Below are 22,522 nucleotides of genomic sequence, written 5' to 3'. Positions count from 1 at the left end.
CCCGGGGTCCGTGTTAGTCGGTCTCTCCGGACCGCTGCTGTGCGCCGAGGTCGTCGTGGAGGAGCGGATGGTGCTCCGTCTGCTGCGTGCGGTAGGCGACCCGGGCGACGATGTGGGCGGCGACGGGGCTGGTGAGGAGCTGGAAGAAGACGACGAGGGCGAGAGTGGCGGCGTCGGTCCACGAACGCAGCCGGAGAGCGACTCCGGCCGTGAGAAGGAGGATGCCGAGCGTCTGGGGGTTGGTCGCGGCGCTGGAGCGGGTGAGGACGTCGGGCAGGCGCAGGAGCCCGATGACGCCCGACAGGGCGACGAGAGCGCCGGCGAGGAGCAGGAGCGAGCCGATGAGGTCGGCCACCTGGTGCCAGGTGTTCACGGGGCTTCCTTCGTCTTGGGGCGGTCGCGTACGGCGATGAAGCGGGCGATGCCGACGGAGCTGGTGAAGCCGAGGAACGCGATGACGAGCATGATCGACAAGTAGTAGCGGGTGCGGGTGGACGCGGCGTTCACGCCGATGCCGGCGACGATCAGCGCGGCGGCGACATCGATGGCGATGGCCCGGTCGAGCATGGAGGGGCCGCGCCAGATTCGGATGAGCAGGAGCGCGCCGGCGAGCAGGATGACGCCGAGCGCGGTGTTGAGGAGAACGTCACTGGCCTGGGTCATGGGCGGGGTTCCTTGTGCTGTGGGGGGTCGGTGCGGATCCGTTCGATTTCGGCGCGGGTGCCGAAGGCGCGTACGACGAGCGCCTCCAGGCGCCACACGTTGCGGCGCGAGCGTTCGATCCTGCCGGGCTGATCGGCGTCGGAGATGTGCAGGAACAGGGTCGCGGTGGTGCCGTTGACCTCGACCAGGGCGCCGCCGGGCACGCACGACACCGATACGGCGCAGGCGGCGATCATGAGGTCGGTCCGGCAGCGCAGGGGCACCGCGACGACCGCGGCCGGCCGCAGCCGCCGGCGTCCGGCCAGGGATTGCCGCGTGACGGTGACGCTGGAGACCGCCATGTCGTACAGGAGGTATCCGGCGAGCTTCACGATGCCGATCGCCCGCAGCCGCAGGTCGAGTTCGACCGCGGGCAGCGGGAAGACGAGGCACAGCAGGACGGAGACGAGGACGCCGCTGATGAGATTGCCCCAGGTGGGCCCGGACCACAGCAGCATCCAGATGACGGTGAGCCAGGCGATCAGCGGGAGGTCCAGCCGCCGGTGGCGGGGGGCGGGCGGCACGGGGGGAATCACGGGTTGAGGACCGCCTCGATGTAGGGGGAACGGGCCAGGAGTTCGCCGGCCGCCCGGTCGGCGACCGCGGTCAGGGGCGTGGCCAGAAGGGTGTAGGCCAGTCCCAGTGCGACGGCACCCGCCGTGGCGCTCGTCATGATGAGCGGGACGCGGGAGGTGGTGCGGATGCAGGCGCCGGTGGGCGTCGCGCCGCTGCCGGCCGGGCCGGTGGGGCCGGCGGGGCCGATCGGGATGTGGGGGCGTTCCTCGTCCTCCTCGGTGTCCTCCAGGACCACCCCCTCGGCGGGCAGGGGAGCGGGCTCGGCACGCCAGAAGGCGAGGTTCCACACCTTGGCCATCACGTACAGGGTGAGGACGCTGGTGACGGCGATGGCGCCCAGCAGGATGTAGGCGTCGGCACCGCCGTCCGCCGCGCCGGCCCGCATCAGGCCGAGTTTGCCGAGGAAGCCCGACAGCGGGGGGATACCGGCGAGGTTCATGGCGGGGATGAACCACAGCACGGCCAGCAGCGGAGCGGTGCGTGCTGCGCCGCCCAGGCGGGTCAGTTCGGTGGTGCCGTAGCGCCGCTCCAGCAGTCCCGCCGCCAGGAAGAGCGTGGTCTGCACGGTGATGTGGTGGGCGGTGTAGACGATGGCGCCGCCGATGCCCTCGCGGGTGCCCAGGGCGAGTCCGAACAGCATGAACCCGATGTGGCTGACGAGGGTGAAGGACAGCAGCCGTTTGAGGTCGGTCTGGGCGACCGCGCCGAGAATGCCGACGAGCATCGACGCGAACGCGATGGCCATGAGGACGAGCGTGAGGTGGTTGCCCGGGAACAGGAGCGTCTCGGCGCGGATCATGGAGTAGACGCCGACCTTGGTCAGCAGTCCCGCGAAAACGGCGGTGATCGGCGCGGGCGCGGTCGGATAGGAGTCGGGCAGCCAGGCGGCGACGGGGAAGACCGCCGCCTTGACGCCGAAGACGGTCAGCAGCAGCACCTCGATCAGCATCCGCACGCCCTCGGGCACTTCGGCGAGGCGTACGGACAGCTGGGCGAAGTTGACGGTGCCCGCCGCGGCGTAGGCGACGGCGATCGCGGCGAGGAAGACCAGGGAGGACACGAGGGAGACGACGACGTACGTGGACCCCGCGCGCAGGCGCGGCTCGGTGCCGCCCACGGTGAGCAGCACGAAGCTGGCCATGAGCATGATCTCGAAGCCGACGTACAGGTTGACGAGGTCGCCGGCGAGGAAGGTGCAGGAGACCCCGGCGACCAGGACGAGGTAGGCCGGGTGGAAGACGGGGATCGGGGCCCGCTCCTCCCGGTCGGCCATGTCCTGGCCGAGCGCGTAGATGAGGACGATGAGGGTGACGGCGCCGGAGACGGTGAGCATCAGGGCGGAGAGCCGGTCGGCGACGAGGGTGACGCCCAGCGGCGGGGCGAAGTCCCCGAGGTGCACGGCCAGCGGCCCGGAGCGGTCCGCCTCGAACAGCAGGATGACGTCGACGGCGAGCACGATGGTGAGAACCGCGATGCTGATCAGGCGGTGCAGCGAGCGCAGCCTCGGACCGATGAACAGGCTGAGGCCGCAGGCGGTCAGGGGCAGGACCACGGGCAGCGGGACGAGGGCGTTCACCGGGTGTCGTTCTCCTGCCGGGAGTCGGGCTGGGGCGGAGGCGGGGGCGGGTCGGCGCCGAGGATGTCGTCCCACAGGTCACCGGAGGCGTCGCGGGCCCGGGCCTGGAACGCGCGGTCGGCCCGCAGCCGGCGGCGGTGCTCGCGACGCTGCTCGCGCCGGGCCCGTCGGCTCGGTTGCCCGTGCTGCTCGCGCAGTTCGGCGCGTTCGGCGGAGATCACCGCACGCAGGACGATGCGCCGGTCCTCGACGTCGTCGGGGACGAAGTCCGAACCGGTGAGCTGACCGCTGCGGTAGGCCATCGCGAGAACGAACGCCGTGGTGGCCAGCGTGATGACCACGGCGGTCAGCACGATCGCCTGCGGCAGCGGGTCGGTGACCCGGGAGTGGGCGACGCCCGGGTACAGCAGCGGGGGCAGTCCGGCGCGCCCGGTGGCGGCCAGGACGAACAGGTTGATGCCGTTCCCGCACACGATGATCCCGATCAGGACCCGGGTCAGGGCCCTGGTGTGGATGAGGACCACCCCGACGGAGGTGAGTACCACGGCGCAGATCAACAGGGTCGCGCTGACGGTCATGGTTTCGCCTCTCCGTGCAGGGCCAGCCGGGCCGTGTGTTCGGTGTTCTGGTCGATCTTCGAACCCAGGGCCCGCACGACGTCCAGGACCGCGCCCAGCACCAGCAGATACACCCCCAGGTCGAACAGGACCGCCGTACCGGCGTGGAAGTCGCCGATGCCCGGCAGGTGCCCGTGCCAGGTCCAGGCGTGCAGCACCGTGCCGTCGATCAGCCCGATCAGCGCGATGCCGGTGATCACGGTCAGCCCGATGCCGGTGAAGAAGCCCGGGTGGACGGGTGCGGCGGCGGCCAACTCGTACCGCCCGCCCGCCAGATAACGGATCATCAGGGCCACCCCGGCGACCAGGCCGCCCACGAAGCCGCCACCGGGCAGGTTCTCCGCGCACAGCAGCAGATACACCGACAGGATCAGGATGGGGTGGAACACCAGCCGCGCGATCACCTCGAACACCACCGAACGGTGCTCGGGCGCCAAGGTGTTGCCGGCGGCCAGCCAGCTGCGCCCGGGGGCGCCCTGACCGTACCCGCCCCCGGTGGGACCGGCCAGCGACCAGGCGGTCACTCCGCCGGGCAGGGTCGGCGGCGCGCCCGGCGCCGGGCCGGGCGACGGGCCCTGGCGGCGATGCACGTACAGCAGGCTGGTCACCCCCAGGACCGCGACCGCGAGCACGGCGGATTCGCCCATCGTGTCCCAGGCCCGGAAGTCCACCAGGATCGTCGCCACCACGTCCTTGAGACCGTGGTGGGCGGTCTCCTCGGTCAGCGCGTCCCCGGCCGGCGCCTCGCGGCGGGCGGCCGCCGCCAGCCACACCGCGCAGGCGACGGCGGCCCCGCTGCTGAGCCCCAGGAACCAGCTCGCCACCCGCCGCGAGTTCGGCATGGTCTCCCCGAAGTACACCGGCAGCCCGCGCAGCACGAGCACCAGCACCACCGTCGCCACCGTCTCCACGCCGAACTGGGTGAGCGCCAGGTCGGGAGCGCCGTGCACGACGTACAGCAACGCCGTGCCGTACCCGGTCAGCCCCGCGAGCACGGCGGCCTTCATACGCCGCCGCACCACCAGACACATCAGGGCACACGCGCAGGTCAGCGCGGCCACCGCGGCCTGCCACGGTGAGTCCCACACCCGGGGGCCCGGCACCCCGTCCCACGGCCGCCGGATCGCCAGCACCGCCAGCAGACCGGCGAGCATGACACCGAGCACGGTGGCGACGTAGGCGGGCAGCGAACCTTTCTGCACGAGACCGGTCACCTGCAGCGCGGACCGTTCCAGGCCCAGCACACCGCGCCCGTACATCTCGTCCGCCTTGGGCCACGCCAAGCGCCGCCCCAGCGCCACCGTTTGGGTGCGCAGTACGAACAGCGCCGCGCCGCCCGCCCAGGCCAGCACCGACAACCCCAGCGCCGCGCCGAAACCGTGCCACAGCGCGAGGTGGTAGGGGTGCGCGGGCACCGGGTACTGCGCCGCGTACGCCTCGAACAGCCCGGCCGTCCAGCCGACGCCCGGCCCCAACACCAGGCAGCCGGCGGCCAGCAGCGCGGGCGCCGCGAGGAACACCGGCCCCACCGGCCGCACCACCGTGTCCTCCTGCCCCGGCTTGCGGGCGAAGGCCCCCCACACAAAACGCAGCGTGTACGCGGTGGTCAGCGCGGAGCCGGCCACGATCAGACCCAGAACGACACGCTCGGCGACGGTCCCGTGCAGCAGCGCGTCGAAAGCCGCTTCCTTCGCGGCGAATCCGAACAACGGCGGCAGCGCCGCCATCGACGCCCCGGCCACCACCGCCGTGACGCACACCCACGGCAGGCCACGCCCCACCCCCGACAGGCGCCGCAGATCCCGGGTGCCGGCGGCACGGTCCACGATGCCGATGACCAGGAACAGCGCCGCCTTGAACAGGCCGTGCGCCAGGATCATCGCGACAGCCGCCAGCGCGGCGCCGTAGGAACCCGCACCCGCCAGGACGATGAGGAACCCCAGTTGACTGACGGTGCCGTAGGCGAGCACGAGCTTGAGATCGTGCAGCCGCAGCGCACGCCACCCGCCCAGCAGCATCGTGGCGGTGCCCAGCACCAGCACCAGCGGCTTCCACGGCGCCACCTCCGCGAAGGCGGGCGCCAGGCGGGCCACCAGATACACCCCCGCCTTCACCATCGCCGCCGCGTGCAGATAGGCGCTCACCGGTGTCGGCGCGGCCATGGCGTTGGGCAGCCACAGACTCAGCGGCCACACCGCCGACTTGGCGAACGCCCCGACCAGGATCAGCACGAGCGCCGCGCTGACCACCCCGCTGCCGGCGGGCGGAGCGTCCAGGATCTCGGAGATCCGGTACGTACCGGCGGCGTTGCCCAGCATCAGGAACCCGACGAACATCGCCAGCCCACCGGACGCGGTCACCGTCAGCGCCTGCAGAGCGGCCCGCCGGCTGCCGCGGTTCTCACTGTCGTACCCGATCAGCAGGAACGACAACACCGTGGTCAGTTCCCAGAAGACGTACAGCACCATCAGGTCATCGGCGAGCACCAGCCCCAGCATCGCCCCCGCGAAGGCCAGCAGATTTCCCGCGAACGCCCCCAACTGAGGCCCCCCGGAAACGAAATAGCGCGTGCAGTACCACAGCACCAGCGCACCGATCCCGCCCGCGAGCAGCACCATCACCAGTGCCAGCGCATCCAGTCGGAACGCCACGTGGACGTCGTAGGTACGGATCCACGTCCACACCTCAACCCGCGCCCCGCCACCGGCTGTCACCCCCCACTGGCACAACGCCCACACCATCGCCGCCGCGGGCGGCAGCGCGAGCACGGCGAAACCCCCCGCCCCGACACGCCGGATGAGCGGCGCGGCACAGAGCGCGAGCACGAAGTGAGCCAGGACCAGCACGGTCATGGACCCATGCTTATCGGCACCAAAGGCATATACGGGCGGGACGCGCCGATCCTCCCTCAGGGACCACAGCACCCCCGCAGCCCCGGCACCGCCGCCCAGACCCTCCACACACAGCGGTCACACCCTCGTCTCCCCGCCCGGCCGACCCCACCCCGGCACCGCCCCACAGCCACCACGAACGGCTCAACCAGCACGGCCCGCCGTCCTGGCCCGCTCCTCCCCGCGCCGGCCCCTGGCCCGTGGCTGCGGCAGGTTCAGCCCCGGGGCGTCAGCGCACGCAGCCGGCTGTCGAGGTCGCTGCGGTAGAAGTCGAGGAAGCCATCGGGGTCCGGCCCCGCGTTCTGCATCACCAGATGGTCGAACCCCGCGTCGACGAACGGCTGAGCCACCTCGGCATACCGCTGTGGGTCCGGGCCGCAGGCGAAGTGGTTCAGGACATCTTCTTCCCGCACGGTGGCGGCAGCGGCGTCGAAGTTCACCGGGTTGGGGAGCTCACTCATCACCTTCCATCCGGTCAGTGCCCACCGGCTGGTCTCCAGTGCCGCCCGCACGGCCGAGGACTCGTCCGGCGCCCACGCCATGGGGACCTCGGCGTAGCGGGGGCCGCCGCCCCCGGCGTCCCGGTAGGCGCGCACCAGTTCTCCCCGGGGTTCGGTCGCGAACAGCCCATCGCCCAGCTCACCCGCCATCCGGGCGGCCTCCTCGCCCCCGGCCGCCACCGCCAGCACCGGCGGGTTCGGCGGGAGATCGAACACCCGCGCGTCCTCCAGTCGCAGGTACCGGCCCTCGTAGGAGCGGTAGCCGCCCCGCCACAGCAGCCGGATGATCTCCAGCGCCTCCCGGAGCATGTCCTGCCGTACCCGGACCGAGTCCGGGAACCCGCGGCCCACGACATGTTCGTTCAGCCGCTCCCCGGAACCGACGCCGAGCGTGAACCTGCCCTCGCTCAGCAGCGCCAGCGTGGCCGCCGCCTGCGCGATGACCGCCGGGTGGTAGCGGACGGTCGGACAGGTCACCCCGGTCGCCAGCCCGATGCGTTCGGTACGCGCCGCGATCGCGCCCAGCACTCCCCAGGCGAACGGGGAATGGCCCTGGTTGTCCAGCCAGGGGTGGAAGTGGTCGCTGATCTCGACGAAGTCGAACCCGGCCGCTTCGGCGGCCACAGCCTGCCGCACCAATTCCGCGGGACCGTACCCCTCCGCCGCCAGCTTGTACCCGATCTGCATCCGAACCCCTCACTCGCCCCGGCCATGGCTCACTCCCGCGGCACGCTGCCAGAGACAGCACAAGGGCCCCGCCCCGACAGGCCGCCCGGACACCCCGCTCCCCCCAACGGCCCACCCCGACCACGACGCGCCCGGGCCCACCCGGCCCATGCACCGATGCCCCTCGCCGTCACCACCCCGCCGGCCACATCGGATCGCGGGCCGTCCAGCTGCCGCTCCAGAAAGGCGTGCGCCCCCTGGTTCCGGTGCGTGACCGGCCCGGCTCGAGCCGGGTACCCGTGCGCGGTCGACGCCCACCGCGCGACATCGAACACGGATCCCAGCGGGCTTGTGTCTCAAGCGGGTCGAGACCCCACAGTTGCACCGTGGACGACGAGAAGATGTACCCGATCGGAGACGTGGCACGCCGTACCGGCCTCAGTGTCAGCGCCATCCGTTACTACGCCGACGCCGGAGTGGTCCAGCCCTCCGCACTCACCACCGCCGGCTACCGCCTGTACGACATCGAGGCCATCGCGCGCCTCGAACTGGTCCGCACACTGCGAGATCTGGACGCGGGCCTCGACGACATCCGGCGGTTGCTCGCCGGGCAGACCACGCTCCACGACCTCGCGACCGCCCACCTGGCGGTCGTGGAGCGCGAGGCATCGCGGCTGCGCGCCCGCCGTGCGGTGCTGCGGGCACTGGTCCGGCAGCACGGAAGTGCCGAGCAGGCCGCGCTTCTGCACCGGCTGGTGTCCCTGTCGGACGAGGAGCGGGAGCGGCTGATCGCGGAGTTCTGGGCCGATGTCAGCGAAGGGCTCAACGAGAACCCCCGGTTCGTCGCCGAGCTCAACTCCGCCCCGCCCCGCCTGCCGGACGAGCCGACCCCCGAGCAACTGGACGCGTGGATCGAGTTGGCGGCGCTGGTCAGCGACCCGCAGGTGCGCAGCGCGGTGCGGGCGGACCTCAACGAGCGCTTCACCGACGGCCCCGGACACCTGCTGGTCTCCCAGGACGCGCTCAAGGCTTACGAGCGCGCCGCGCCCCTCATCGAGGAAGCCGTCGCCGCGCGACAGGCGGGCCTCGCCCCCGGCTCCCCACAGGCCCAGGAGTTGGGCGACCGGTATCTGCGCTGGTTGGGCGGCATGTTCGGGGCCTCGTTCGACGATGCGGCGACGCGACGGGAGCTCGCGGGAGGACTGCTGCTCATCGAGCCGCAGATCCTCGCCGACCAGGAGCGCGAGGCGAACGGACCCCGGCCCACGGATCCGTACGAGCGGTACCAGCTCCTCGTGCAGATGGTGGACGGCACCCTGGACGCTAACCACGCCGAACTCGCGGGCTACGCCGCCGCGAACACCTGGCTCGCCGCCGTCCTGGACCCCACCGCGACCGCACCACCGGAGTGAGCGGTGGCCGGGGCGGTGTGGGGTCGTGATCGCTCCCGCCGATCCGGGTCCGCCTGGACAGCGGACTCGGAGGGAGGAAGGCGTGACGTGCGGACAACTCATCCACGAGCCCGCCGCGTACGGCCGCTCCTACACCTGTGCGTATCCACCGTCGGCGAAGAACTCCGCACCGTTGACGTAACTCGACGCGTCCGAGGCAAGGAACGTCGTCACCGCGGCGATCTCCTCGGGCTCGGCGAGGCGGCCCAGGGGGACGCCCTCTTCGGCCTGCTTGAGCACCTCGGCCGGGACCAGCTCCAGCAGACCCGGGGTGCGCGTCCCGCCCGGCGATACAACGTTGACCCGGAAACCGCGTGCGCGCGAGCTGAGGGCCCAACCACGGGCAAGACTGCGCACCGCGGCCTTCGACGCCGCATAGACCTCAAGCCCGGGGTCGGGCCGCGTCGCGGCGGTCGAGCCCGTCAGAATCACCGAGGCACCCGCGTTCAGGTGCGGCAGTGCCTGCTGAAAAGTGAAGATCGTTCCCTTGACGTTGGTGGCGAACAGGGAGTCGATCAGCTCCTCGGTCACCTCGCCGAGCGGAGCCGCGGTGCCGATTCCGGCGTTCGCGACCAACACGTCGATACCACTGGCCTGTTCACGCACGGCCTCGTAGAACGCGTCGAGCTGCGCGGGCACCGAGACATCGCACACCACGCCGGTCACGCCGGTGCCGAGTTCGGCGACCGCGGCGTCCAGCGCGTCCTTGCGGCGACCGGTGATGAACACTTGGGCGCCCGCATCGCGGAACGCGCGTGCCGTTGCGAAACCGATGCCGGTACTGCCTCCGGTGATCACAGCGACCTTGCCTGCCAAGACGGCCATGCCGCCCCCTTCTCAAGAATTATGGACCGTTGAGTCCATAACAATCCACGATATGGACCGAGCAGTCAAGAACAGGTCCGTGAGGGGCGACTCGGCAGCCTGGGCCGAGCACGCCGCAGGGCAGGCGGGAGCGCGGCCGGTGGGCGCCCTGCGTGCGAAGCGTGGTGTGTGGCGCGCAGCACGAAGGCGCGCCTGACCACACTCGGGCCCGTAAGGACGTGTGCCGGTTCCAGGCCGGCCGGCGGATGGCCGCTACGTGGGCGGGAGAGCGGGCAGGAGCCGCGCCAGAACGGTCTGCGCCGCCGCGGTGAGGGTGTCGATGTCCATGCCGGTGCGGCCGAGCGCGATGAGGCCGAGCTGGGCGATCAGAACGGTGCGGGCGGTCTCGCCGGGGTCCGCGTCGGGGGAGAGGTCGCCCTCACGCTGGGCCCGCTCCAGCGCCTCGGTGAGGATGGCGGTGATCGCGTCGTAGCTGCGGCGGGCCTCGGCCGCAACATCCGGCGCGCTGGTGGCGAGCTCGGCGTTGCTGTTGGCCAGCAGGCACCCGCGACGCGCAACTGCCCCGGTGGGGTCGGCGGCCGGGCTGAGCACGAATGCGCGCACCAGGTCGATCCCTCGCGGCGCGGACTCCAGGCGCTCGCGCAGCATCGACAGGTTCGTGTTGTCGTAGTCCCGCAGCACCCGCAGGAACAGGTTCCGCTTGTCTCCGAACGCGCCGTACAGGCTGCCCTTGCCGAGCCCGCTCACCCGCAGCAGGTCCTCCAGGGACGTCGCCGCGTAGCCCTTGTCCCAGAACTCATCGCGGACAGCGAGAAGCACGCGATCTTCGTCGAACTTGCGAGGTCTGGCCATGTCCTCATGGTATGAGTTCTGGACTGTACGGGCCATAACAGGTTCGCCCCCGGCGGACCCGGGCGGGCGGCGGTTGCACGGCGGAGGGGTCAGCCCGCTGCCGGCGCGGTGTTGATCGCGTCGGCCATCGGGGCGCTGGAAGCCGGGTTCTGGCCGGTGAAGAGGTGGGCGTCCTGGATGGTGAACGCCTGGTAGGGGGCACCGTGCTCATGCCGGGCGCCCATCTCGCGCAGTCGGCTCGCCAGCAGCCACGGAGCGTTGTCGGCGGTGCCGAACAGGCGCTCCTCCTCGTCGGTGAACGCGGCCATCCGCCGGCCGGAGAAGATCCACCCGCCCCGCTCGTCGACCGCGGACAGCAACGCGGCCGGGCCGTGGCAGACCGCACCGATGATCTTGCCGGCGCGGTCGGCCTCCACCAGCAGCCGGCCCAGGTACGCGTCCTGGAAGAGATCGACCACGGGACCGTGTCCGCCCGGCAGTACCACGGCGTCGTAGTCGGTGGCCGAAACCTCGTCCAGCTTCAGCAGCGGACCGAAGTCGCGCAGTGCCTTCCGGGCGTGGGCCACATGCCGCGCACAGTCCGCACCGGCGATCGCCGGGTCGGCGCTGTGCTGGTCCAGCGGGGACGCCGAGCCGACGTCCTGGGAGCCAACCGGATGGCCAAAGCGCTGTTCACCGACTTCGACGCCCTGCCGCCGGCTCGGCGCAACTACACACGGTGGATCCTCCTCGACCCGGCAGCCCGCTCCCTCTTCGTCGACTGGGAACTCCAGGCCCGCGCGGCCGTGGAGAACCTCCGCCTCGAGGCCGGCCGTACGCCCGGGGACCGGGCCACCGAGGACCTCATCACCGAGTTGCAGGAGAACAGCGCGGAGTTCGGCCACTGGTGGCAGCAGCACCGCGTCCACCAGCGCACGCACGGATCCAAACGACTGCTCCACCCGCTGGTCGGCGAATTGACCGTCCAGTACGAAACGTTCACCCTCCCCGGGGACACCGAAGCAGCCGTCTTCCTCTACAGCACCGAGGCCGGCTCGCCCTCCCGCCAGGCACTCGACCTCCTCATCTCCTGGACGCTCACCCCTGCCGTCCCTCGCCGGGAGTCCTGAACCGGGCCCTCGGTCACCCGGCGTTCCCGCCCCGCCGGCGAACGGACACCGTGCCCTGCCCCCTCGCGATCCTGTCGGTCGCCGTGTGCGCGGCGGGCGCCGAAACGACGCCGACCGGGCCGGTGGACGGGGATCAGCGGGATGCGGCGAAGAGGCCGTTGAGCTCCGGGTACTCGATGGCGTGCCGGAGGGATCGGTACCCGCCGTCCCCGTACAGCTCGCGCGCCGAGCGCTGCACGGTGGTGTAGGCGGCTGCCCGCTCGCGCCGACCGGCCAAGGCCGTTGAATCCCGGCGCGCGATATCCCGGAATTTCACGGTGGAGGGTGAGTTTCCGTTTCCCGGGTACGTTCACGGGCCACGATGAAGTCCCTGGTCAAAGCAGGGAAGCCGTGGCGAAGTTCAGAGGCGGTCGAAAATGTGTCCGCATCTGGCACAGGAATATGTCTCTTGGCGCACAATGAGGCCCGTGTTAGCTTGGGTTGACGTTCGAAAGCCAAGAAAATCGCCGATATGAAATGCGGGGAAACGGCCTCGGCAGTACGTGCCGGATTCCCCGCGTGGCCGTAAATGCAAGACAGGCGAACGAGCACGTGCACATGAGCCGACTTTCTGGGTGCCCGGTGTTCTCCTCACGTTGGCCGTTCCGGATCCCCGCTGCATCGCATGGATGATTCTCTGAAAAGCGTTGGCTGAAATTCGGCCGAGATGAAAACCACTGAGGTCGCATCGAAGGGTCTTCCGCGATGCCCCTGCGACAGCTGTCCACGTGAAGGCAGAATCCCCCCGGCGGTCGGGCGACGTCAGTGCTGGGAGTGTGTTAACACTGTGGGAAAATCTGTCGCACAAGGAAGCGCGCACACCGAAGCAGGGAAATCGACGTACTACCGCTGCATCGGCATCGGGGTCGGCCCGGCCAATCTCAGTCTGGCGTCGCTGCTGCACGGCCTGCCGGGGGTGTCGAACCTCTTCCTCGACGAGAACGATCAGTTCGGCTGGCACGACGGCCAGCAGTTGACCGGCGCGTCGCTGCAGGTCTCGCTGCTGAAGGACCTGGTCCTGCTGTCCGACCCCACGAACGGTTTCTCCTTCCTGGCCTACCTGCACGAGCAGGGCAGGATCTACCACTTCATCAACGCGCAGTACGACGCGGTGCCGCGCATGGAGTTCCGGAACTATCTGGAGTGGGCCAGCCGGCGCAACAAGAACGTGGTCTTCGGCGAGAAGGTGCTCTCCGTGGAGTTCGACGACTGGTTCGTCGTCCGGACCAGCCGTCGCACCCTGCGGGCGGAGAACATCGTCGTCGGCGTCGGCACCCGGCCGTGGGTGCCGGAGACCTCCCTGGGAAAGCTCGGCGAAACCCAGTTCCACGTCTCCGACTTCACGGTGGAATCACAGAACGTCGCCGGCAAGAGGGTCGCGGTGGTCGGCGGAGGCCAGTCCGGCGCCGAGGCCTTCCTGGACCTGATAGCGCGCCCGTCGAAGGAATTGCCCCGGCGGGTGACGTGGGTGTCCCGGCGCGAGAACTATCTCCCCCTCGACGACTCGCCGTTCACGAACGAGTACTACGTTCCGAGCTACTCGGACCACTTCTTCGGACTGGACCGCGCGACGCGGAACTCGCTCAACAGGAAGAACATCCTGACCAGCGACGGGATTTCCGGATCGACGCTGCGGGAGATCTACCAGCACTGTTACGAGCACCGCTTCATCCGCGGCGCCCAGGACCTCGTGACACTGCTGCCGAACCGGGACGTCACCGATGTGGCCAGGAACGAATCGGGAGCGTGGGCCATGAAGATGACCCACAACGATGAGCCCGGCGCCGTCGAGCACCTCGACACGGACATCATCGTGTGGGCCACCGGGTTCCGCCCGGCCCCGACGGACTTCCTCGCACCCATCGCCGACCGGCTGGAGCGCGAGGGCGACGAGTACCGCATCGACCAGGACTTCGCCGTCCGGTGGGACGGCCCGCGCGACCGCATGATCTTCATGCAGAACGCCGCCCGCGGGCAGCGCGGCCTGGCGGATCCCAATCTGAGCCTCACCGCCTGGCGAAGCCGCCGTATCCTCGACCGGATCATCGGGGAGGGCTCCGACCGACAACTGCCGTCCTTCGTGGAGTGGTCCGCCAAGCCCTCTGACGACGAACCGGGCGCTCTGTGATGGCGGAGGGGACCGACATCGCCGTCGTCGGTGGCGGAATCGTCGGCTGTCTCATCGCCCGGCACATCACCGCCCGCGCGCCCACCACGTCCGTCGTGATCCTCGAACGCGCGACCGCCGGCAGCGGCGCGAGCCGGTACTCGGCCGGACTGCACTGCCCGCGCGGTGCGACAGAACGCCTGCGGCGCATGGCCCGGTACAGCCAGGACTACTACGAAGGACTCACCGACCTGGATCCGCGGCTGCCGATCCACCCGACCCCCCTGTCCGTCATCGCCTCCCCGGCCACCGCCCGCCGTCTCGCCCGGACCTACCTCGACTCCGCCCGGCTGGCCCCGGCCGGCCGGCCCACGGTCGGTTCGCTCGGCATCAGCCTCCCGCACGACAGCCGGGTGTTCAGCTGCGAGGGCGCTCAGCACGCCGACGTGTACGCCCTCGTCCAGGCGCTGGCACGCGACCTGCGCCACCGGGTGAGCTTCCGGGAAGGCGTCGAGGTCGTGCGGGTGGAGCCCTCCGACACCGATGCCGATGCCGACGACCGGTCCGGGCCCGGTGAAGGTGTGACGCTGCGGCTGCGCACCGGCGAGACCCTGACGGCACGCCAGGCCGTCCTCGCCCCCGGGCCCTGGCTCGCCGAGCCCGCCTGGCGGGACCTTGTCGCACCGCTCGGCGCCCGGGTCAAGAAGATCATCGCTGTGCACCTCGACCGGCCACCTGCCGCCGGTGACCGCGCCATCGTCTTCGAGGACGACGACGCCTTCCTGCTGCCCCTGAGGCAGCGCGGGCACTGGCTGTTCAGCTACACCTGCCAGGAATGGGACACCGATCCCGGGACAGCGGCGCGCGGACTGACCCCCCAGAACACCGCCGAAGCACGGGCAGCCCTGCGCCGTCACCTGCCCCGGCTCGCCGAACGGGCCCTGTCCGGGCGGGTGTTCTGCGACGCCTACAGCACGACCGGGCAACCCGAGGTACGGGCCCTGGACCCCCACGGACGGGTCGTCTTCGCCGGTGCCGCGGGCGGATCCGGCTACCGCCTCGCCCCCGCCATCGCCTCGGCCGCCGCGGACCTGCTGCGTCTGCCGGTGCACCGGCCCCGCCCGGCACAGAACGAAGGGAGCCACTCGTGAGGATCAGCACCCACAGCGCCGCCGCCCCCCACCCCTGCGACGCCATCCACGTCACCTCTCTCGACACCGGCACCGCGGCACGCCTGGGTGTCGCCGCCGCCTGGGTGAGCGTGGAACCGGGCGCGCGATCGCAGGCGCACCAGCACGACGAGACGGAGACGTGGGTGATCGTCTCGGGCAGCGGCGAGCTGACCGTCGACGCCGAACGCCACCCGGTGCGCGCCTCGACCGTCGTCCAGTTCGAGCCCTTCGAGACGCACTCGGTCACCAACACCGGGGACACCGAACTGCTGCTGCTCAGCCTCTACTGGCGCGACGCCGGCAGGGCGGCCGGGGCCGCGGCCGCCCCCGCGCACCGCCGCTTCGGCACCCGCCCGCTGTTCGTGTTCTCCTCCGCGCCGACCCCCAACGGAGACCTCCATCTGGGCCACCTGTCCGGCCCGTTCTTCGGCGCCGACGTCTTCGTCCGCTTCCAGCGCATGAACGGCGCCGACGCCTGGCACCTCACCGGCAGCGACGACTACCAGAACTACGTCGTGGCCGCCGCCCACCGGGAGGGACGTGAACCGGCGGCGACCGCCGCCCACTACAGCGCCGAGATCCTCGCCACCCTCCGCCTGATGGACATCGACATCCACCAGTACACCGCGACCAGCCAGGACGACACCTATCCGGACGCCCTGCGGACGTTCTTCTCCCGCCTCACGGCCGACGGCACCGTGGCCCCCGCCGCGGGCCCCGCCCTCTTCGACGCCGTGAGCGGGGCGTACCTGTACGAGTCCGCGGTCACCGGCCGCTGCCCCGCCTGCGGCGAATCCTCCGGCGGGAACGTGTGCGAGGCATGCCGGGAACCCAACGTCTGCACCGACCTGACCGACGCGCACGCCACCGCGTCGAACACCGCCCCGCGCGAGGGGACCTTCACCCGCTACACGGTGCCGCTGCACCGGCTGCTGAAGGACATCGCCGCCCACCACCGACTGGGCCGCGTCCCACCCGCCGTGAAGGAACTGGCCGACCGCCTCTCCCGCCGCGAGAACCTCGACATCCCCGTTACCCACCCGGCGACCTGGGGCATCGAGCCGACCGGGACCGCCGTGGAGGGCCAGGTCATCTGGTCCTGGCTGGACTACGCCTTCAGCGTCCTGCACGGCATCGAGTCGCTCGGCCGCGGCCTCGGCCGCTCCTGGACGGCGGACGCCCCCGAACAGGACTGGAAGATCGTCCACTTCCTCGGCTCGGACGGCAGCTTCTTCCACCCCGTGTTCGTCCCGGCGCTCTACCGGCTCGCCCACCCGGAGTGGACCCCGGACATCGACTACCACATCAACGAGTTCTACCTGCTCGGCGACAGCAAGTTCTCCACCAGCCGGGGCCACGTCATCCGGGGCAAGGACATCCTCAACCCCCGCACGGTGGACGGCATCCGCTGCTACCTCGCGCTGACCCGCCCCGAAGGACGCCGCACCACCTTCGAACGCGGCGCCTACCAGAGGTACGTCCGGCAGACCCTCATCGGCACCTGGCAGGGCTGGTTGAACGGACTCGGCGACCGCCTCGAGCAGCGGTACGGCGGCACCGCCCCGGACGCCGGCACCTGGACGCCCGAGCACATGGCGTTGCTGGCCCGCCTGGAGAACCGGCGTGCGGCCGTCACCGGCAGCCTGGGCCAGGACGGATTCTCCCTCAACCGCGCGGCTCGGGAACTGAACGGCATCGTCGAGGACATCATGGCCTTCGCCCAACTGCAGGCCCCCGCCGCGCACCTCGACAGCTGCCGGGACGAGGCCCGCACCGCCATCGCCCTCGAACTGGCCGCCGCACGCCTGCTCGCCGACTGCGCCGCCCCCGTCATGCCGCGGTTCGCGGCCCGGCTCGCCGCCGCCATCGGTGCGCCCCCGCCACACCGATGGCCCACCACGGTCGAGCTGGTGCCCGCCGGGACCGCCGTCGGCCTCGCCCGGCAGGAGTTCTTCGCCGACCCGGGGGAGCCGGTCCCCCCGCCACGCTCCGCGCCCCCGGATCTCCCCTCGCAGGAGGACGATCCGCCGCTGCTCCCGTGGCTGAGCGACCTGGTCCGCCAGACCCTGCGCCTGCCCGCCGGCCAACCCGTGCGGGGTACCTCGCTCGTCCAGCTGGGCATGGAATCGCTGCAGGCCATCGCCCTGCAGTACCGGATCACCGAACACCTCGGCGCCGACATCCCCATGGAGGACCTGCTGGGCGCCCGCACCGTCGCCGACCTCGCCGCCCGCATCGCGGACGGAGCCGACCCCGACACCCTCGCGGCCCACCGGGAGGCAACGGCATGAGCCACGTACAGGTGCTCCGCGAGATCGAGGCGCGCGGTCTCGCCCTCACCTCCACCGGCACCGACCTCAGACTCCAGGGCCCGCGCGACCGCATGGACACCGAACTCCTGGGCCTCATCAGGGCACACAAGGCCGAACTGATCGCCCACCTCGGCGCTCCCGGGGGATTCCCGCTGACCGCCCTGCAGCAGAGCTATCTCCTCGGGCGCGGAGCGCACGTCGAGATCGGCAACGTGGCCAGCCACGTCTACCACGAGATCGAGGGGGCCTGGGACCTCGACCGGCTGGAGAGCGCGCTGCGCACCGTCGTCGCCCGCCACCCGGCCCTGCGCACCCGCTTCACGCCCGACGGCAGGCAGGTGACGCAGAGCACCGTGGACGTACGCGTCGGGCGCTTCGACCTGCGCGGCGCGTCCGGCGACGCGCAGCGCGAGCACCGGCTCGCCCTGCGCGAGGAACGCTCGCACCGCGTCCTGCCCGCCGACAGACCGCCGCTGCTGGCCGCGGACGTCACGATCCTCGCCGAGGACCGCATGGTCCTGCACATCGACCACGACGGACTGATCATGGACGCCACCTCCATGTTCGTGTTCTTCCGGGACTGGCGGACCGCCTACGACAAGGGCGACGCGGCCCCCCGCGACACGGACGAGGCGTCGTTCGAGGCGTACGTGGCGGCGCTGGAGACCGCCCGTTCCCGTGCCCCCGCCCGCCGCGCCCGCGCCCACTGGCTGGAGCGGCTGGAGGACCTCGCGCCCCACCCCGATCTGCCCCTGCGCACCAGCCCGTCCTCGATCGCCGCACCCCGCTTCACCGCGCGCTTCGCCCGCATGGACGCACCGCGGTGGGCCGCCCTCAAGGCCCGCGCCGCCGACCGCGGACTGACCCCCTCCGCACTGCTGTTCGCGGTCTACGCCGACACCCTGGCCGCCTGGGGCGCCGGATCACGCTTCACGATCACCACCACCGTGGCCAACCGCCCGCCGATCCACCCGCGCATCCTCGACGCCGTCGGAAACTTCTGCGACACCATGCTGGTCGAGGTCGGCGTCGACCGGAGCATCAGCTTCGCCGACCGGGCCCGGGCCCTGCAGGCCCGGCTGCGCCGGGAACTGGACAACCGGCACTTCACCGGGATCGAGGTGCTGCGCGAACTGGCCCGGCGCGGATCCGCGGCGAGCCGGATGCCGTACACCTTCAACAGCGCCCTCGGACACGGGCACGCGGGCGTCGACGGTTCGGCGCTGGAGCTGTTCGGCCCCGAGGTGTACACCTCCAGCCAGACGCCCCAGGTCTGGCTGGACGTCTCCGCGTTCGAACAACACGGCGGGATCGTCGTCCAGTTCGACAGCGTCGATGAGCTCTTCCCCGACGGCCTGATCGAGGCCGTGACCGCCGGCTACCAGCGACTCCTGCACGCCCTGTGCACCGACGACGCCTGGGGCGCGACCACCTTCGACCTGCTCCCCGACGCCCAGCGCCACCGCCGCCGGGCCGCCAACGACACGGCGACCCCGCCGCCCGCACCGGGTCCGCCGACCGACGCCTTCCTCACCCACGTCCGACGAGCCCCCGACGCGCCGGCCATCGTGACCGGCACGGCAACGTGGAGCTACGCCGCCCTGTACGCGCACGCCGCGCACGCCGCCGCCTGGCTGCGCGAGCGGAACACGGCACCCGACGAACTCGTCGGCCTCGTCATGAACCGGGGCCCCGAACAACTGATCGGCATCCTCGCCACCCTCCTCGCCGGCGCCGCCTACCTGCCCATCGACGCCGCCCTGCCCACGGCCCGGCGCGCGTACATGCTGACCGACGGCCGGGTGCGCCACGTCCTCACCAACACGGGCGGAGCACCGGAGCCGCACGGCTACGAGGTGCTGTCGCTCGACGCGACCCGGCCGCCGCCGCCGGGCCCGCCACCCGACCCGGGCGCCGCCCCCCGGGTGCCCGACGACCGGCTCGCATACGTCCTGTACACCTCGGGCACGACGGGGGAGCCCAAGGGCGTCATGGTCAGCCGCGCGAGCGTCGCCAACGTCGTCGCCGACTGCACCGCCCGCTTCCGCATCGGGCCCAACGACCGGCTCTTCGCAGTCAGCGCCTTCCACTTCGACCTGTCCGTCTTCGACATCCTCGGCGCCCTGAGCACCGGAGCCGCGGTCGTCCTGCCCGACGCGGACCGGGCAACCGACCCCGAGCACTGGCTGCGGCTGGCCACCGACACCGGCGTGACCGTCTGGAACTCCGTCCCCGCCATCGTCTCCCTCCTGCACGAGCAGGCCGTGGCAACAGGCGCCGGGGGACCCGGGACACTACCCGCGCTGCGGCTGGTGATGATGAGCGGCGACCGCATCCCCCCGAAACTGCCCGCGGCCCTGCGCGCGCTCAAGCCCGATCTGGAGATCGTCTCGCTGGGCGGACCGACGGAGACCACCATCTGGAACATCGTGCACCCGATCCGGCCGGACGAGGACGGCTCGCGCAGCATCCCGTACGGCAGGCCCAACGCGAACAACCGGGCGTACGTCCTGGACGAGCACCTGCGCGACATGCCCGACTGGGTGACCGGCGACATCTGGGCCGCCGGAACCGGCCTCGCCCGCGGTTACTGGGGCGACGCGGCACGCACGGCCGAACGCTTCGTCCACGACCCCGTGCGCGGTGAACGGCTCTACCGGACCGGCGACCTGGGCCGCTATCTGCCCAACGGCGAGATCGACATCCTCGGCCGCGACGACTTCCAGATCAAGGTGAACGGCCACCGCATCGAGGCCGGAGAAGTGGAGAGCCGGCTGATGGCACTGGACGCCGTGGCACGCGCCGTGGTTCTCCGGCAGGAGCGCGGACACCGCGGCGCACTCGTCGCCCACCTGGTGCCGGCCGGCGCGCAACGCCCCTCGCGGGAGACGATCCGGGCGGCCCTGCGCGAGCACCTGCCGTACTACATGATTCCCGCCGCCGTGTGCTGGCACGACAGCCTCCCGCTGACGGGCAACGGCAAGATCGACCGGGCACGGCTGGCGGACCACGGCGAGGAAGCCGATCCCGCCACCGGCGTCGCCGCGCCCGACACGGAAGTGGAACGCCAGGTCGCCGACCTGTGGGCGAGGGTACTCAAGATCGCGGCCACGGACCTGGACGTCACCCGAGCCCTGTACGACCTCGGCGGGGACTCCCTGGCCGCCGCGCGCATCTTCACCGCGGTCCGCAAGCGGTTCGGCCGCACCCTCACCATGGACCGGCTGCCCGAGGTCGACACCGTACGCACCATGGCGCACTGGCTCGGCGCGTCCCAGTCCGGGAAGGCGGGGCCGGCGACATGAGCGAGCCCTCGGTGATCAACCACATCGTCGCCGTGCCCCCCGCTGCCGGACACCGCATCTCCTTCTTCCGGCTCGGTGGCGTCGAGAGCCTGGACCTCGTCGACCTGTACGACCGCGCCGGACGGCTCGCGCTGTACCTGAGCGACCTCGGCATCGCCCGCGGGGACCGGATCGGCGTCCTCGCCGCGAACTGCCTGGAATGGATGGTGCTCGACCTCGCCGCCCTGCGGCTCGGCGCGGTCACCGTCGGCTTCGACCCGGCCAGGTTCACCCGCGCCGACCCCGCCCTCCTGGACCGCTACCGGCTCTCCCTGCTGGTCACCGACCGCCCCGGCGCCGGCGGCACGGACGGGCCCCGGATCAGGGCACTCGCCGACACCGTCCGCACGGCCGTCACGCGCAGCACCCCCGGCCGGCAGGTACCGCCCCTGCGGTACGGGCCCGATGACGTGACGTCGCTCAAGCTCACCTCCGGAAGCACCGGCGAGCCCAAGACGCTCACGGCCAGTGTCGGCAGCATCGACGACGACCTGCACGCCGTCCAGAAGATGTTCCGGCACGGCCCCGACGACAACCTCTTCGTCTTCCTCCCCCTGTCGGTGCTGCAACAGCGCTACTGGACGTACTCCGCGCTCCGGTTCGGCCACGACGTCACCCTCAGCACCTACGAGGCCGCCTTCCCCGCCCTGCGGCAGATCCGGCCGACGGTGGTGATGGGCGTACCCGGCTTCTTCGAGGCGGCCAGGAAACACCTCCAGGCACCGGCGGGCGGCCCGGTGCCAAGCGGCGAAGGGGCAGCGCGGGCCGCCGCCCGGCGGCTGTTCGGGGACCGCATCCGCTACCTGTGGACCGGTTCGGCACCGGCGAGCGCCGAGACCCTGCGGTTCTTCGACGCCCTCGGGCTGCCGCTCTTCGAGGGCTACGGGCTCAACGAGACCTGCATCGTCGCCAAGAACCACCCCGGCGCCCACCGGGCGGGCAGCGTGGGACGCGTGCTCCCCGGCAAACAGGTCCTGCTGGACGCCGACAAAGTGATCCATGTACGTGCCGACCACCCCGTGTGCCGGGGCTACGAGCAGGCCCCACCGGGCGTGTCCGAACGCGTCTTCGCCGCCGACGGAACGGTGCGGACCAACGACATCGGCCACATCGACGAGGACGGCTTTCTCTACGTCCTGGGCCGTGCCGACGACGTCATCGTGCGGGACAACGGCCGGAAGATCGCCGTACGCCCGATCGAGGAGCACCTGAGAGCGAGCCCGGCCATCGAGGAATGCGTGGTGTTCTCCCTCCCACCGGCGCATCTGGTCGCCGTCGTCTCACCCGCCTCCGACACGGTCGGACCACGGGAGGAGCAAGCCATCGCCGAGCAACTCGCCCGCACGAACGCGGCGTTCGGCGCGGACGAGCAGATCCGCGAGATCGTGGTGGCGCGCGGCCGGTTCACCGTCGACAACGGGCTGCTCACCTCCCAGCTCAAGCCCCGTCGCGGCCGGATCCTCGACACCTACCACGCACACATCAACGGCACCCGAGGAGGCGTCCATGCCGCCTGACACCGAATCCACGATCGAGTCCGTGGCGAGACGGCACCTCGCCCGGGCCCTGGAATCCGGCCTCGCCCCCGAAGCCCTCGACCTCGACGCGGACCTGGCCGGCGACTACGGGCTGACCTCACTCAACAAGGTCCTGTTCCTCATGTCCGCCTGCGACGAGGCGGCCGTGAGCCTGGCGCGTTTCACCGAACCGGACGTCGCCGCAATGGCTACGCTGCGCGATGTGACCACGGCGCTGGCGCGCCACGTCGGAGAGGTGGACTGAC

At 71.4% G+C, this 22,522-nt stretch carries 18 protein-coding genes and 1 pseudogene; 8 read left to right on the top strand and 11 right to left on the bottom strand.

Annotated features, from left to right (window positions below; genetic code table 11):
* Positions 1-13: 13 nt before the first annotated feature.
* From mnhG to H7827_RS00300, 7 genes are all read right to left on the bottom strand, one after another.
* Positions 14-373 (bottom strand): monovalent cation/H(+) antiporter subunit G, encoded by a 360-nt coding sequence (mnhG, locus tag H7827_RS00330; RefSeq protein ID WP_386533019.1) that lies wholly within the window; start codon positions 371-373, stop codon positions 14-16.
* Positions 370-663, bottom strand: coding sequence for a monovalent cation/H+ antiporter complex subunit F (locus H7827_RS00325; protein WP_030737945.1), 294 nt, complete (start codon positions 661-663; stop codon positions 370-372). The genes mnhG and H7827_RS00325 overlap by 4 nt, the downstream gene beginning before the upstream one ends.
* Entirely contained in the window at positions 660-1,235 is a 576-nt protein-coding gene (locus H7827_RS00320) for a Na+/H+ antiporter subunit E (protein WP_386533092.1), read from the bottom strand. The genes H7827_RS00325 and H7827_RS00320 overlap by 4 nt, the downstream gene beginning before the upstream one ends.
* Entirely contained in the window at positions 1,235-2,854 is a 1,620-nt protein-coding gene (locus H7827_RS00315; RefSeq protein WP_386533015.1) for a Na+/H+ antiporter subunit D, read from the bottom strand. Before H7827_RS00315 ends, H7827_RS00320 begins: the two co-directional genes overlap by 1 nt.
* Positions 2,851-3,432 (bottom strand): Na(+)/H(+) antiporter subunit C, encoded by a 582-nt coding sequence (locus H7827_RS00310; RefSeq protein ID WP_046725309.1) that lies wholly within the window; start codon positions 3,430-3,432, stop codon positions 2,851-2,853. The genes H7827_RS00315 and H7827_RS00310 overlap by 4 nt, the downstream gene beginning before the upstream one ends.
* On the bottom strand, positions 3,429-6,323 hold the full coding sequence (locus H7827_RS00305) for a Na+/H+ antiporter subunit A (RefSeq protein ID WP_432741605.1): 2,895 nt from the start codon (positions 6,321-6,323) through the stop codon (positions 3,429-3,431). Before H7827_RS00305 ends, H7827_RS00310 begins: the two co-directional genes overlap by 4 nt.
* Before the next feature lie 254 nt (positions 6,324-6,577).
* Positions 6,578-7,549: a TIGR03557 family F420-dependent LLM class oxidoreductase gene (locus H7827_RS00300; RefSeq protein WP_432741603.1), complete on the bottom strand. Its 972-nt coding sequence runs from the start codon at positions 7,547-7,549 to the stop codon at positions 6,578-6,580.
* 365 nt (positions 7,550-7,914) lie between these two features.
* Here H7827_RS00300 and H7827_RS00295 point away from each other — a divergent pair, with 365 nt between their 5' ends.
* Positions 7,915-8,940 carry a MerR family transcriptional regulator gene (locus H7827_RS00295; RefSeq protein WP_432741601.1) on the top strand — a complete coding sequence of 342 codons (1,026 nt, stop codon included), beginning with the start codon at positions 7,915-7,917 and terminating at the stop codon, positions 8,938-8,940.
* A gap of 129 nt (positions 8,941-9,069) precedes the next feature.
* Here the strand turns inward: H7827_RS00295 and H7827_RS00290 are convergent, their stop codons facing one another.
* The 3 genes from H7827_RS00290 to H7827_RS00280 all read right to left on the bottom strand — a co-directional run bounded on the left by H7827_RS00290 (position 9,070) and on the right by H7827_RS00280 (position 11,222).
* On the bottom strand, positions 9,070-9,804 hold the full coding sequence (locus tag H7827_RS00290; protein ID WP_386533002.1) for an SDR family NAD(P)-dependent oxidoreductase: 735 nt from the start codon (positions 9,802-9,804) through the stop codon (positions 9,070-9,072).
* Positions 9,805-10,056: 252 nt separating this feature from the next.
* On the bottom strand, positions 10,057-10,656 hold the full coding sequence (locus H7827_RS00285) for a TetR/AcrR family transcriptional regulator (RefSeq protein WP_432741599.1): 600 nt from the start codon (positions 10,654-10,656) through the stop codon (positions 10,057-10,059).
* An 89-nt stretch (positions 10,657-10,745) separates the two neighbouring features.
* Complete coding sequence (locus H7827_RS00280; RefSeq protein WP_432741597.1) at positions 10,746-11,222, bottom strand: type 1 glutamine amidotransferase domain-containing protein; 477 nt, start codon at positions 11,220-11,222, stop codon at positions 10,746-10,748.
* A gap of 57 nt (positions 11,223-11,279) precedes the next feature.
* Here H7827_RS00280 and H7827_RS00275 point away from each other — a divergent pair.
* Positions 11,280-11,765, top strand: a pseudogene (locus tag H7827_RS00275) (transcriptional regulator); the annotation flags it as partial.
* A 133-nt stretch (positions 11,766-11,898) separates the two neighbouring features.
* Here H7827_RS00275 and H7827_RS00270 read toward each other — a convergent pair.
* A complete protein-coding gene (locus H7827_RS00270; protein ID WP_432741595.1) occupies positions 11,899-12,042 on the bottom strand; it encodes a hypothetical protein in 144 nt (47 codons plus the stop codon).
* 549 nt (positions 12,043-12,591) lie between these two features.
* Between H7827_RS00270 and H7827_RS00265 the strand changes: the two genes are divergently transcribed.
* The 6 genes from H7827_RS00265 to H7827_RS00240 are packed head-to-tail and all read left to right on the top strand — an operon-like array spanning position 12,592 to position 22,521.
* Positions 12,592-13,932 carry a lysine N(6)-hydroxylase/L-ornithine N(5)-oxygenase family protein gene (locus tag H7827_RS00265; protein ID WP_432741593.1) on the top strand — a complete coding sequence of 447 codons (1,341 nt, stop codon included), beginning with the start codon at positions 12,592-12,594 and terminating at the stop codon, positions 13,930-13,932.
* Complete coding sequence (locus H7827_RS00260; protein WP_432741591.1) at positions 13,932-15,062, top strand: NAD(P)/FAD-dependent oxidoreductase; 1,131 nt, start codon at positions 13,932-13,934, stop codon at positions 15,060-15,062. Before H7827_RS00265 ends, H7827_RS00260 begins: the two co-directional genes overlap by 1 nt.
* Positions 15,059-17,374: a class I tRNA ligase family protein gene (locus H7827_RS00255; RefSeq protein WP_432741589.1), complete on the top strand. Its 2,316-nt coding sequence runs from the start codon at positions 15,059-15,061 to the stop codon at positions 17,372-17,374. Before H7827_RS00260 ends, H7827_RS00255 begins: the two co-directional genes overlap by 4 nt.
* Positions 17,371-20,700, top strand: a complete 3,330-nt coding sequence (locus H7827_RS00250; RefSeq protein WP_432741587.1) for an amino acid adenylation domain-containing protein — start codon at positions 17,371-17,373, stop codon at positions 20,698-20,700. Before H7827_RS00255 ends, H7827_RS00250 begins: the two co-directional genes overlap by 4 nt.
* On the top strand, positions 20,697-22,256 hold the full coding sequence (locus H7827_RS00245; protein ID WP_432741585.1) for an AMP-binding protein: 1,560 nt from the start codon (positions 20,697-20,699) through the stop codon (positions 22,254-22,256). Before H7827_RS00250 ends, H7827_RS00245 begins: the two co-directional genes overlap by 4 nt.
* Positions 22,246-22,521, top strand: coding sequence for an acyl carrier protein (locus H7827_RS00240; RefSeq protein WP_200362272.1), 276 nt, complete (start codon positions 22,246-22,248; stop codon positions 22,519-22,521). The genes H7827_RS00245 and H7827_RS00240 overlap by 11 nt, the downstream gene beginning before the upstream one ends.
* The last annotated feature ends 1 nt before the right edge of the window (position 22,522 follow it).

The organism is Streptomyces sp. JH002, from assembly GCF_050916115.1.
Lineage (GTDB): Bacteria > Actinomycetota > Actinomycetes > Streptomycetales > Streptomycetaceae > Streptomyces > Streptomyces xiamenensis.
The sequence above is the reverse complement of the archived record's forward strand: the minus strand, read 5'-3'. Positions and strand labels throughout refer to the sequence as shown.